General features: G+C 40.9%; 12 protein-coding genes and 3 tRNA genes. 5 read left to right on the top strand and 10 right to left on the bottom strand.

All coding sequences use genetic code 11. The features are described 5' to 3' along the window. Positions 1 to 19 precede the first annotated feature (19 nt). The 4 genes from AB5935_RS08695 to AB5935_RS08680 all read left to right on the top strand — a co-directional run bounded on the left by AB5935_RS08695 (position 20) and on the right by AB5935_RS08680 (position 1,176). A complete protein-coding gene (locus AB5935_RS08695) occupies positions 20 to 823 on the top strand; it encodes an MBL fold metallo-hydrolase (protein ID WP_007835774.1) in 804 nt (267 codons plus the stop codon). A gap of 88 nt (positions 824 to 911) precedes the next feature. Continuing rightward, a tRNA-Lys gene (locus AB5935_RS08690) sits at positions 912 to 984 on the top strand. A gap of 25 nt (positions 985 to 1,009) precedes the next feature. Beyond that, positions 1,010 to 1,082: transfer RNA gene (locus tag AB5935_RS08685), tRNA-Lys, on the top strand. Positions 1,083 to 1,103: 21 nt separating this feature from the next. Beyond that, a tRNA-Lys gene (locus tag AB5935_RS08680) sits at positions 1,104 to 1,176 on the top strand. 135 nt (positions 1,177 to 1,311) lie between these two features. Here the strand turns inward: AB5935_RS08680 and AB5935_RS08675 are convergent. The 4 genes from AB5935_RS08675 to AB5935_RS08660 form a co-directional block, all read right to left on the bottom strand. Next, positions 1,312 to 1,530 carry a hypothetical protein gene (locus tag AB5935_RS08675; protein WP_007835775.1) on the bottom strand — a complete coding sequence of 73 codons (219 nt, stop codon included), beginning with the start codon at positions 1,528 to 1,530 and terminating at the stop codon, positions 1,312 to 1,314. 460 nt (positions 1,531 to 1,990) lie between these two features. Further along, positions 1,991 to 2,575: a DUF6845 domain-containing protein gene (locus AB5935_RS08670; protein ID WP_007844193.1), complete on the bottom strand. Its 585-nt coding sequence runs from the start codon at positions 2,573 to 2,575 to the stop codon at positions 1,991 to 1,993. Positions 2,576 to 2,627: 52 nt separating this feature from the next. After that, complete coding sequence (locus AB5935_RS08665; protein ID WP_007835778.1) at positions 2,628 to 2,876, bottom strand: DUF6965 family protein; 249 nt, start codon at positions 2,874 to 2,876, stop codon at positions 2,628 to 2,630. Positions 2,877 to 2,891: 15 nt separating this feature from the next. Further along, on the bottom strand, positions 2,892 to 5,216 hold the full coding sequence (locus AB5935_RS08660) for a BamA/TamA family outer membrane protein (protein ID WP_007844188.1): 2,325 nt from the start codon (positions 5,214 to 5,216) through the stop codon (positions 2,892 to 2,894). Positions 5,217 to 5,317: 101 nt separating this feature from the next. Here AB5935_RS08660 and AB5935_RS08655 point away from each other — a divergent pair, with 101 nt between their 5' ends. Next, positions 5,318 to 6,073: an RNA methyltransferase gene (locus tag AB5935_RS08655; RefSeq protein WP_008656623.1), complete on the top strand. Its 756-nt coding sequence runs from the start codon at positions 5,318 to 5,320 to the stop codon at positions 6,071 to 6,073. A 71-nt stretch (positions 6,074 to 6,144) separates the two neighbouring features. On the opposite strand, the gene AB5935_RS08650 is transcribed toward AB5935_RS08655, so the two are convergent. The 6 genes from AB5935_RS08650 to AB5935_RS08625 all read right to left on the bottom strand — a co-directional run bounded on the left by AB5935_RS08650 (position 6,145) and on the right by AB5935_RS08625 (position 13,138). Continuing rightward, entirely contained in the window at positions 6,145 to 6,468 is a 324-nt protein-coding gene (locus tag AB5935_RS08650; protein WP_007835783.1) for a hypothetical protein, read from the bottom strand. A gap of 15 nt (positions 6,469 to 6,483) precedes the next feature. Then, complete coding sequence (locus AB5935_RS08645; RefSeq protein WP_008656620.1) at positions 6,484 to 7,458, bottom strand: DUF4296 domain-containing protein; 975 nt, start codon at positions 7,456 to 7,458, stop codon at positions 6,484 to 6,486. A gap of 3 nt (positions 7,459 to 7,461) precedes the next feature. After that, positions 7,462 to 8,100: a lipoprotein signal peptidase gene (locus AB5935_RS08640; protein ID WP_007835786.1), complete on the bottom strand. Its 639-nt coding sequence runs from the start codon at positions 8,098 to 8,100 to the stop codon at positions 7,462 to 7,464. A 102-nt stretch (positions 8,101 to 8,202) separates the two neighbouring features. Beyond that, entirely contained in the window at positions 8,203 to 8,583 is a 381-nt protein-coding gene (locus AB5935_RS08635; RefSeq protein ID WP_007835788.1) for a TraR/DksA family transcriptional regulator, read from the bottom strand. A 23-nt stretch (positions 8,584 to 8,606) separates the two neighbouring features. Next, the gene (ileS, locus tag AB5935_RS08630) at positions 8,607 to 12,095 is read right to left on the bottom strand and encodes an isoleucine--tRNA ligase (protein ID WP_038609570.1); all 3,489 of its coding nucleotides are present in this window, start codon (positions 12,093 to 12,095) and stop codon (positions 8,607 to 8,609) included. 209 nt (positions 12,096 to 12,304) lie between these two features. Further along, entirely contained in the window at positions 12,305 to 13,138 is an 834-nt protein-coding gene (locus AB5935_RS08625) for a helix-turn-helix domain-containing protein (protein ID WP_007835792.1), read from the bottom strand. Positions 13,139 to 13,268: the final 130 nt, after the last annotated feature.

Here is a 13,268-nt window from a genome sequence, read left to right as displayed (position 1 = left end):
GAATTGGGTGAGCAACAAAATGAAAATCAAATTTATAAGTCTCGCAAGCGGAAGTAGCGGCAACTGCTATTTTCTCGGAACAGACAGATATGGCATATTGGTGGATGCAGGCATTGGCATCCGTACAATAAAAAAAACATTAAAAGAACTTGGAATCGGACTGGATATTATCCGGGCAGTATTCATAACACACGATCATGCCGACCACATCAAAGCAGTAGGGCATTTAGGAGAGAAATTTGGAATTCCTGTTTACTCTACTCCGGAAGTACATGCAGGAATCAACAAAAGTTATTGCATGACCGAGAAATTATCGACCTGCGTACACTACCTGCACAAAGGTGAGACAATGGAATTGGAAGATTTCGCAATTACTGCCTTTGAAGTGCCTCACGACGGAACAGACAATGTTGGCTATTGCATAAATATAGACGGTAAAATATTTTCTTTCCTTACTGACTTGGGGCATATCACTCCCACTGCCGCCGAATATATATGTAAAGCAAACTATTTGGTATTGGAAGCGAATTACGATGAAGAGATGTTGAAAATGGGACCTTATCCCCAATATTTAAAAGAACGTATTGCCGGGCCTAATGGACACATGAGTAACCGCGAAACCGCCGATTTTTTGGCAGAAAATATCAATGAAAGTCTTAAATATATTTGGCTTTGTCATCTTAGCAAAGACAATAATCACCCCGAACTGGCATATAAGACAGTAGAACTCTCACTACGAAACAAAGGGATTATCGTTGGCAAAGATGTGCAAGTCATTGCCTTAAAGCGGAATACGCCTTCAGATATTTATGAGTTTGAATAAATTTCGATGAAAAGGTGAAAAAATGATGCAAAATGTTGGATGTTTAAAAGAAAACACCTACCTTTGCAACCGCAAATCAGAAAAGAATGCACTCTTAGCTCAGTTGGTAGAGCAACTGACTCTTAATCAGTGGGTCCAGGGTTCGAATCCCTGAGGGTGTACAAAAGAAAAAATAGTTTGTATTTTGCACTCTTAGCTCAGCTGGTAGAGCAATTGACTCTTAATCAATGGGTCCAGGGTTCGAGTCCCTGAGGGTGTACGGAAAAATAGTTTGCATTTTGCACTCTTAGCTCAGTTGGTAGAGCAACTGACTCTTAATCAGTGGGTCCAGGGTTCGAATCCCTGAGGGTGTACGAAAGGAGTAACAAAAGTTATTCCTTTTTTGTTATAAGTCCATCAAACAAAAGCGGCTACCCCTCCCGGGCCACCGCTTTAAAATACAAATGAGCGTACAGCCATCAATGACTGCACAAGGAAAATCAGTTATCTTATATTTTTAATAATTCGCTAAGTCTGCTCAAAACTCCCATATCCAAATCCTTTAACTCAATAACATTTAATGTATCTGTAATATAAAGGTCATTGCCTAAAAATAAATATTTTGCATGGAATATCCTATTATTATAAGAGAAATCCAAAGCTATCTCTCTGTCATTCTTTTTATTGCATAATTCTTTAATTCTATTTATAACATACGATTTTTCCATAACAAATAATATTACAGCACTTTTTTACAATTAATCTGCTACAAAGATAAAAAACACCTTATTAAACTTCACATTATTTATAGAAAAGTTATGTGAAAGTTATTAACAATTTTATTAAATTCAACCCATTAAATGGACAATTAAAACAATATCAGCAATCCATCTGAGTTCTATTTATCCTATATACATACCCTTTTGGCTTTTTCATCATTATAGCATAAACTTAAACAATAAAAATCTACAAGCAAGCATCTCCTACCGGAATGTCAAGTTTCTCTAAAGGGGAACGTATAAAAGATATATCTAAAAATAGTTCTTGAACAGACTGAAAATATTTAAGAGAAAAAATCAAGAAGATTGGAAATGAAATAGCTTCCTTAACAACAAAGCAGAGAACAACAAGGATTTAATTCACATAATACAATCCAAACAGGCAACCTTCCAGCTGCCTGTTATACTTCTATTTATCTTTAACATCTCCCTTTATAGGAGTCAGAGTTATTTTAGCCCCCTCAACCATCGGAGTTAATATATCAAAAATAACCTGTTTGTATTCAGATAAAGCAATACTCAATAATAGCTCCTCTTTTCTTATTTTATCCGCCAAAGCATTATTATCCTTTTTATATGATTGATCCTGCATATACAGCCGGTAAGTCTTATAGTTCTCATAAAATGCAGAAATCGACCGGAACAAACGGCCATAATTTTCCTTCAGATTCTGACGGTCATTCTCGTTGAAGTAATTTCCCGGATTAGAAACAAACACTGTATCTTGAACAGAAACCACAGGCTGTGATACCACAGGCAGAGAATCTACCGGCATCTTCTGATCCAAGTAGCCCAGCACCGCTTTTATCTCATTCTCATTAACTAAGTCTTTCAAGATTTTCAATGAGGTATCATAATACTTCATCACTTCATTCGCATTCTCCACACTCATGCTACTGCTATCCATAACGTGACTACTCTTGGAACCACCGGAACAAGAGGACATGGAGAGGGCGCAAAGAAATACACCATACAATAATAAATTCTTCTTCATACTGTCAGTATTAAATTATAATACCTTGATAACAATATGAAATGCTAATTGCTCACGCTCCTGCCCCGTTTTTTTCCAAATTGCTCTTAATTTTCTCTAACAAATAAAGACATCCCTGCATTTTAGGATTTTCGTAACATACATAGGCCTGCTCAAACAGCATATCTACCGTATCCTTTAAATTAGGAGTAAAAGCAGCCTTATCTATCTGCATTGTTGGAGGAAGTGATTGAGAATCAAACCATTTTTTCAACTCATTAACCTCCTCCTCAGTATATGTTCTCTTTCTTTCTTTCATCATATTATATATTTTTCTTTAAAATGGATAACCTACTGCAAAGTGAAAAGCAAAATCACGGCTAAAGCGCGGTCGGATAACAGGATATCGTTTTTTACCTGTTTCCACAGGATTTATGGCCTTCATGCCACCATCAAAACGCAAAATCAAATAATCCAGATCAAAACGGATTCCCAAACCGTATGCTACAGCTATCTGTTTATAAAACTCGTTAAATTTGAATAAACCACCTTCCTGTCCGGAGTCATCACGAATAGTCCAGATATTACCGGCATCCACAAAAGCCGCTCCATTCAATTTCCAAAACAAATGAGTACGATATTCTATATTCAAGTCCAATTTAATATCACCAGCCTGATTGATAAAGTCCATTCTCCCATCCTCACTACCTTTATAAACACCAGGCCCCAAAGAACGCACAGACCACCCACGTACACTGTTCGCGCCACCGGAAAAATATCTCTTTTCAAAAGGAAGCATTTTGGAGTTACCATACGGATAGGCCACCCCCACTCCTATATGAAACACAAATGAGTTACGCGGATCTATCATGAAATTCTTTGCAAAATCAAAATCTGCTTTCACATATTGAGCAAAAGGAATATTTGCCAGCACATAATCTTCTCCATCTTTCGGATTAGGGTGAACCAATTTGGAAGCAACATATAGTAAATTACCAGCCTCTTCAATATTGGCACGAATAGAATAGGAATTTTTAGTAGGTGTACGCATCATGGCGTTTCCTGCACTGTTATAGGTAAAGCTGTACCCTGTACGCACAACAAGCTGATTTTCATAACTGGCTTTCAAAGCTGAATTCCTCAGACTCATGCTGTCCAAATATTCCTGAAAAGCCGATGACTTTCTAGGCATATATACATAATTGACATCTACCAAATCCAAACGGTGTTGCATACGTTTCCTGTCAGTCCATTTATAACTCCATGAAGCAGAAGCCAGTGTACGCGAGAATTCCGGACGAACTTGCGATGTGAACTTTAAGCCGACCTCTGAAGTAGCTCTAATTTTCTTTTTAAAATTCGATGATAGAAAAGGAAACATGAACTGAGGGAAATTCAAGCTGCTTTCTATCCCATACTCCATGTAATTATCATTCACATAATCCTGTGAAGCCACCCCCAATCCCGTAATGGCCTCATAAGCGCCACGTACTTTCATCATAAAAGTTTCGGAACCTTTGAATACATTGCGGTGCTGAAAAGAAACCGAGGCAGCCGCTCCCAAGTCACCAGCCGAATTAGTTCCTTCTACTTCAAACGCCATGGATTTATTTTTGTTCTTTGCCAAAAATACGTACGCGTCCAGTTGCGTACCATTTTCTCCATTCACTTCACGAAAACGAATATTAGAGTATTTCAAGGCACGCAAACGCCCCAGATTGGAATAGGTGTTTTGCACATCCTGTTCACTATACAGTTCTCCCGGACGGATACGATTGAAATCAACCAACACTTGCGGACGGAGAAAAGCCTTTCCCTTGTAATACATACTATATCCTTTGTATCGCAAAGAGTCAAATTCTTCCAAAGTTCCTTCCTGCACCGACATGATTTCATCATCCGCCAGAAAGTTCACCTCCCCCACCTTGTATTGTCTATGCTTCCGCGGCAAATCTTCTTTTCTACGCTGATAAGGAAGTAATCGTAGAGTCAAATCCACCAAATAGGTATTTCTAGCCGTATCCGCCTGATAGACCAAAAAATCCTTGTTGAACTTATAATACCCCTTATTTTGCAATAATTTGGTAATCCGCTGCCGTTCAGTATCCAGCACATTCACATCAAACAACATACCGGGCGCCAACAAACTTTGGGCAGAGTCCTGCCGCATGTAGTTACTGATAACCAAATCATCTATATCATACACCACATGACGTACCCTATAAGGATGCCCGGCATGAATACGGTAAGCCAATTTTAATTTGTTCTTCTTCGTTTTTTTATCCAAGTGCACAGTAGCCCCCATATACCCCATATTACGTACCGCTTTCTCTATTTCCTCCTGGGATTTCAGGGCAACAGATTCATCATAGATTACCGGAGCATCACCAATCTTCCTAAAAAAACGATTAATCCATTTAGTGGAGTCCACGCCTGAGACGCAATAAGTGCGCATAGGTATCTTAACCAAATTAAACCATTTGGCATTAGGATTCTGACGAATATATGAATTGAATAGTGACGGCTTCACCTCTTTCGTCTCAGATACAATCCTGACCTCATCCAATAAATATTTATCCTCAGGAATAAATTTACTGACCGAACACGAGGTGCATAGTGCTATAATAAATGTGCATATATATGGGCGTGCGCTTTTCTTCATACAAATCCGTAACCTTCGCAAATTTATCTACAAAGATAGATATTAATTGAAAATATCTTCTTAGCTTTGCTCCAAATATTTGTTATTAAATAGAAATTATCATGCTGAGCAAAAACAAAATAAAATATATCCGTTCGTTGGAACTGAAAAAAAAACGCAAAGAAGAACAAGTTTTTGTGGCCGAAGGACATAAATTGGTAGGCGATTTATTAGGCTACTTCCCCTGCAAGTTACTGATTGCCACTTCCAATTGGCTGAAAATAAACCACCCTGTCACGGCCAACGAAATTATTGAAGTAACACAAGAAGAGTTGTCACGTGCCAGCCTTCAAAAGACCCCCCAAGAGGTATTGGCCGTTTTTGTACAACCTTTTTATGATTTAAATCCGGAAGTTATTAAAAGTTCTCTATGCCTGGCGTTGGACGATGTACAAGATCCCGGAAATCTGGGAACCATTATCCGCTTGGCAGACTGGTTTGGCATTGAGCATATCTTCTGCTCGGCAGGGACAGCAGATGTGTATAATCCCAAAACCGTACAGGCAACCATGGGGGCATTGGCTAGAGTAAAAGTTCATTACTGTTCTTTACCACAGCTTATTGAAAGCCTGGCCGATATTCCTGTATACGGCACTTTTTTAAGCGGGAACATTATTTATGCAGAATCCCTATCGGCTCATGGATTGATTGTCATGGGAAACGAAGGAAAAGGAGTAAGTCCTGAAGTAGAGAAGCTGATAAACAAGAAGTTATACATTCCCAATTATCCTCAAGAACGGGAAACCTCCGAATCATTGAATGTGGCAATTGCCACAGCAGTGGTTTGCTCGGAGTTCAGAAGACGTTTATTACCTTAAAATTCATATTTCCATCGGCATATCCAATAATTTCTGAATGAGAAATACTACAGCTCTACCCAAAGCATACATTATAAGCGTACCAGTCTGCTTCCTGCTGTAAACTCCTTTCCCGGCAAATCAAAATCAGCTATATGCCATGCATATACAGGTTGCTCAAGTTCTGTTTCCAGCATGGCACGGTGCAGGAAATCAACAAATTTCTCTCCGGAACAAATATCCAACTCATACATCGGAGAAATAATAATCACTCCGCCTATCCATTGTGTCGCACTAATCTCCTCCTTCAATGGAAAATATGCACGCACTCTATCGCTATCTTCCAACTCCACTACATATTTAGAATAACAGCCATCTGCCGAAACATAAAGATAATGACAAGCAAAACGTCTCATACCCACAAAAAATAATTAATTTCTGCGCTTGATTCTCTGAGGACGATCTGAGTGAGAATGATCTGCCGCATTATTCTCCTTCATCTCACGTGGATTCATACGGACGGGAACATTTTTCCTGATATCCACCGATTGAATCGAATCTGCTTTTTTCTCTGTTACCATCGAATCTGTTCCAACACGCCGTTCCACAGCCAAACTATCCTTTCCGGCAACTGTCATTGTATCTACCGGTTCATGATAACGGGTCAAAGTAATATTATTGATAATCAGTCCCGGCTTATTCGTTGACGAATCACTATCCATATAGTAAATAAATCCGTTCACACTCTTGATGGCAAAAGCAGAATCAGGCTTTATATACAAGGTCTGCACACCAGAACACGTGATATCCTTCACACGTCCCACCACAGAATCATTATCAAACAAAATATTGAACCCCATAGTGGCTCTCCGTTCTCCTTCCGAAAGGAATATACAATCAGCCGACCACAGGAAAGCATCCTTTGCTTTGAAATTACTATCAGCGGGAATCTCAAAAGTCACCTTATTCGCCAACGGAACATCTGTCAGCCAATAAAGTTTACGGTCATACCATACATCCACAGTATCTCCCGGCAACGATACAGCCGGTTTATTCTCACGCAATGCCAGTAACTCCTGCATGTGTTTTTTTTCACTGCGGAAGCGTTCCCCCAGCTTTTTATAGAGGCTGGCAAGTTCCTCTGTGTGACGTGTGTACCACACCATGGACGAATCGAATTCAGCTTCAGTAATATGATGCTTCTCGAAAACATAGTTCTTATATGCTTCCTTTTGATAATTATCAGAATAACTCAGATTATTGCCCATGGAGATACTTAAATGATAATCGTACAAGATATTCTCCATCCTGTCCGGCTGGATAATATTTTCAGGCACTTGCTTACCACACCCCACCATAAAAGCCGCACCCAGCAGCCACACCCAAGTAATATTCTTGCGACGCATCATTTATTCTTTAATTTCTTCTGCTGACGGGTGAATATTCTTATTCAGATATTTACCGTAAAATAACAACAACGCCACAATACCGCAACTGATGGCGGCATCGGCAAAATTAAATATCGGACTGAAAAATATGAAATGTTCCCCTCCTATTCCCGGTATCCATTCGGGCCAGTTGGTTTCAATAATGGGAAAATAGAACATATCCACCACTTTACCATGTAACCATTCCGAATACCCTTCACCTACCGGAACAAAAGAAGCGATGGTACTATGAGTACTTTCATTAAAAATAACTCCATAGAACACACTGTCTATAATATTACCGATAGCCCCTGCCAAAATTAAAGAGATACATACAATATAACCAGTCTTATAATTCTGTTTCACGATTTTTGCCAGATACCAGATAATCAATCCCACAGCTACAATACGGAAGGTAGTAAGGAATAACTTTCCAAATATTTCCATACCGAAAGCCATGCCGTTATTTTCTGTAAAATAGATATAAAACCAATCTGTTATGCGGATACTCTCATGCCAGTACATATTGGTCTTTACCAATATCTTTATTATCTGGTCGATAATCAGAATTCCAAAGACAATAAGAACAGAGAGCTGCCCCTTGGTGAGTAGTTTCTTCATTTATTAAATTGAAAATTAATTAATGGTTAATGATTAGCGGTTAATACTGTAACATGACAGTGAAACTCATTAACTATTAATCACTAACCATTAACCACTATTTTATTTCTTTCCTTCGTTCTTTGCCTCAATGCTCAGTGTTGCATGAGGTACTGCACGAAGCCTTTCCTTCGGAATCAACTTACCGGTTTCACGGCAAATACCATAAGTTTTATTTTCGATACGTATCAGTGCCGCCTGCAATCCTTGGATAAACTTCAGCTGACGTGCCGCCAACCGGGTTGTTTCTTCTTTAGACAATGTATTAGCACCTTCTTCCAAAACTTTATAAGTAGGGGAAGTATCGTCCGTATCATTACCGTCCTTATTCATGATACTACTTTTCAGTCTATCATAGTCGCGCTGAGCCAATTCCAGTTTTTCCATGATAATAGCACGGAATTCCTCAAGTTCCGCATCTGAATATCTAGTTTTTTCAGCCATATAACTTAGTTTTAAAAGGTTAATTATTCTTTTACGACACTCACATAAAGTGAGAAATCATCAAAATTTAATTCTGTACCGTTCTTCACTTCATCCACTAATTCCAAGGAGTTAGCAAGAACTTGGTTACAAATATAAGTATTATATTCATTTACCGCATCATCGGTTTGAGGATTTTTAGATAATGCCACTTTTATTTTGTCTGTTATCTCAAAACCACTACTCTTACGGATATTCTGTATACGGTTTACCAACTCACGGGCAACCCCCTCACGACGCAGTTCTTCGGTTACGGTAACCTCCAAAGCCACAGTCAGTTTGCCTTCATTGGCAACCAGCCATCCCGGAATATCCTCACTGAAGATCTCCACATCCGTTGTTTCGATAACCGTTTCCGCACCATCAAGCATAAAGGTATATTTACCATTTTTCTCCAATTCGGCAATAGCTTCTTGCGACATTCCGGCTACGGCTGCGGCAACAGCTTTCATCTGTTTGCCGAATTTCGGACCCAGTTTTTTAAAGTCACATTTCACCTTTTTCACCAATACGCCTGCAGCTCCGTCTACAAACTTGATTTCTTTCACATTCACTTCGTTCATAATCAAGTCTTTTACGGCTTCGATGTGCATTTTCTGCTCTTCGTCCACCACCGGAACCATGATACACTGCAACGGCTGGCGCACTTTGATATTGACTTTACGGCGCAATGCCAATACCATAGAAGTAACATCCTGAGCCATCTGCATACGCGCTTCCAGTTCTCCGTCTATCAATGCCTCATTACATTCCGGGAACTTGGCCAAGTGTACAGAAACCACGGTGTCACGACCTGTAACGGCAATCAAATCTGTATACAAACGGTCGGCATAGAACGGAGCGACAGGTGCCATCAGCCTAGCCACTGTTTCAAGACAAGTATACAATGTCTGATAAGCGGACAGCTTATCCTGTGACATAGCATTACCCCAGAAACGTTTACGGTTCAAGCGCACGTACCAGTTACTCAAATTATCATTTACGAAGTCTGTAATCAAACGTCCTGCCTTGGTCGGTTCGTAATCGTTGTAACAAGCGTCCACGTTCTTCACCAATGAATTCAGAACAGACAGAATCCAACGGTCTATCTCGGGACGTTCATTTACCGGCACTTCTGCTTCCTGATAAGCGAAACCATCCACATTGGCATAAAGTGCAAAGAACGAATAGGTATTATATAAGGTACCGAAGAATTTACGACGAACCTCATCCACCCCATCGGTATCAAATTTCAAGTTATCCCACGGAGAAGAATTGGTAATCATGTACCAACGCAAAGGATCGGAGCCATACTGTTCGATAGCGCCGAACGGATCCACCGCATTGCCCAGACGTTTTGACATTTTGTTTCCGTTCTTATCCAAAACCAAGCCATTAGAGATTACGTTCTTGTAAGCCACACTGTCGAATACCATCGTAGCGATAGCATGTAGCGTAAAGAACCAGCCACGGGTCTGATCCACCCCTTCTGCAATGAAATCCGCAGGATAATAAGTACGGTTGTCCACAATTTCCTTATTTTCGAACGGATAGTGCAACTGCGCGTAAGGCATCGCACCGGAGTCGAACCACACATCAATCAAGTCGGCCTCACGTTTCATCGGCTTGCCGCTTTCAGACACCAAGATGATATCATCCACATACGGACGGTGAAGGTCTATCTTATCATAGTTCTCCCCGTTATATTCGCCCGGAACAAAACCTTTTTCCTTATAAGGATTGGCGGTCATAAATCCGGCAGCTATTGATTTTTCTATTTCATTATACAATTCCTCTACAGAACCGATACAAAGCTCTTCTCCCTCTTCACTGCGCCAGATAGGCAGCGGAGTCCCCCAATAACGAGAACGGCTCAAATTCCAGTCATTCAAGTTTTCCAACCACTTGCCGAAACGGCCTGTCCCGGTAGATTCCGGTTTCCAGTTGATAGTCTTGTTCAGTTCCATCATGCGCTCTTTGGCTGCGGTAGATCGGATGAACCAACTGTCCAGCGGATAGTAGAGCACCGGTTTGTCAGTACGCCAGCAGTGCGGATAATTGTGCACATGCTTTTCTATCTTGAACGCCTTGTTGCCGGCTTTCATCATCATACAGATATAGATATCGAGTGATTCGGCGGCAGCGGCAGCTTTTTCATCGTACTTGCCATCTACAGTAAACTGAGGATCGTAAGCATTCTTCACCCACCGACCCTGATATTCCTTATATTTCTCTACGTCCACACATTCCTTCACGAAAGTCTCGTCCAGTTCGTCCAACAGATAGAATTTACCAGTCAGATCCACCATAGGACGGGTTTCACCCTTCTTGTTTATCATGAACAGAGAAGGAATACCTGCCGCACGTGCTACAAAAGCATCGTCCGCACCGAATGTCGGAGCGATATGTACGATACCCGTACCATCTTCGGTAGTTACATAGTCACCGAGAATGACACGGAATGCCTGACCGGCCGCTTCTTGCCATTTTCCGTTTTCATCTACCGTCACCGGTTTCACCCAAGGAATAAGCTGTTCGTATTCCATGCCTACCAGATCCGGTCCTTTATATTCACCCACTACTTTGAACGGAATCAGTTTGTCACCCGGCTTATAGTCTTCCAAGGCAAGTTCCTCCGCTTTCTTGTTAAAGTGAGTATAGAGCAAGGCTTTTGCCAATACTACAGTCATCTTTTCTCCGGTATATCCGTTGTAAGTCTGCACGGCCACATAGTCTATTTTCGGTCCTACGCACAATGCCGTATTCGAAGGCAATGTCCACGGAGTAGTTGTCCACGCCAGAAAATAAGGAGTTCCCCATTCCGCCATCTCGGGTTTCGGATTCTTCATCTTGAACTGTCCTACCACAGTGATGTCTTTCACATCACGGTAACAGCCCGGCTGGTTCAACTCGTGCGAGCTCAATCCTGTTCCGGCAGCCGGAGAGTAAGGCTGGATGGTGTAGCCTTTATACAGCAGACCTTTGTTATAAAGCTGCTTCAAAAGCCACCACAACGTTTCAATATAGCGGTTGTCATAAGTGATGTATGGATTCTCCAAGTCCACCCAGTAACCCATCTTATGAGTAAGGTCTGTCCACTCTTTGGTAAACTTCATCACGTCCTTACGGCAAGCCGCGTTGTACTCGGCAACAGAAATGGTCTTTCCGATATCCTCCTTGGTGATATGCAATGCTTTTTCCACACCCAGTTCCACAGGCAGTCCGTGAGTATCCCATCCGGCCTTGCGTTTTACCTGGAACCCTTTCATGGTTTTATAGCGGCAGAAAGTATCTTTAATGGTACGTGCCATCACGTGGTGAATACCCGGCATACCATTAGCCGAGGGAGGTCCTTCGTAAAACACGAAAGAAGGACATCCTTCACGTTCTGTCATACTCTTGGCGAAAACATCGTTTTCATCCCACTTCTTCAGCACATCTTTATTGACCTGTGATAGGTTGAGTTGCGAGTGTTCAGCAAATTTCTTACTCATAATTTTATATCGTTTTCTTGTATTCTCTAACTAAAAGGCAATACCTTCCAAAAATTAAGGTGCAAATTTACAAGAAAATTAGATAGATAGAAAGTTTTGATGCTTGTTTTTTTAATCAGATAACGGATACTGTTTCAGAATAACTACATAAAACATGGAAAAAGTCCCTGTTTTTATCAAAATTAATAGCAATAAGAACCGGTTCTTATTTATTGCAATCTTTTCCGGTATGCCGAGGTATTTTCCCCCGTCATATTCTTAAAGAAGCGGCTGAAAGTACCCACACTTTCAAAGCCCAAAATCACCGATATTTCTTTGATGCTATGCGAGGTATGCAGCAACAGCCGTTTCGCTTCGGTCACCACTCGTTCTTGTATAATCTTCAAAGGGGAAGGCATACCGTATGCGGCAAATAAATTGGAAAGCGTCTTGGGAGAACGATGCAACAAAGCAGCATATGCCTGTACCTGCTTTTTCTCCTTGAAATGATTGTCCACCAACACATAATAACGCTGGATGATGTCAAAACCTTTTTCATTAACCGGAAAGCCGGACAACTGCTTACGGGCCAACCGGGTACACAGAATGATGAAACGTTTCAGCAGCAGGCGGAGCATTTCTCCCTGCAGGTTATCCCGCAGAATGTATTCGGTAACCATTCTGTCCACCACCTCGTGCAACAGTTCGGAATCGGTTATCGGGAGCCGCAGATGCACTATACCGGAAGTTCCGCTAAACAGCACTCCACTGCACGACACTTCTTTCTCATGCTTGTAAATGCCGTAAAAATTCTCGTTGAAAAGAAGAGCAAGATACCTGCCCGATACATTCTTGAACTCCGTGCGGTGAAGATTACTCACAGAGATGATTTCATCCTGCTCCATCTCTATTTCCACATGGTCTACTATCAATGTCAGTTTGCCTTCCTGGACCCATATAAACTTATACAGACTACCATTGTCACAGATGACCCTGTCTGTGTGAAACGCTTCAGTCAGTATCATCGTTTCCTGCAAAGATGTATCGTATGCGTAATTCATCATGGCTAAACTGTTTTGTGCATTTCTTTCTGCTGGTTTATACAAAGATAGTGATTTTCACTTATATTAAGCCACCCTATTTTTGCATAGTCTAGAAACAATATACACTATTAACCTTCTGATTTACAACACA

This window comes from Phocaeicola sp. RTP21198st1_B8_RTP21198_201120 (genome assembly GCF_040929485.1).
Taxonomy (GTDB): domain Bacteria; phylum Bacteroidota; class Bacteroidia; order Bacteroidales; family Bacteroidaceae; genus Phocaeicola; species Phocaeicola dorei.
This window is presented reverse-complemented; position numbering and strand designations above follow the sequence as displayed.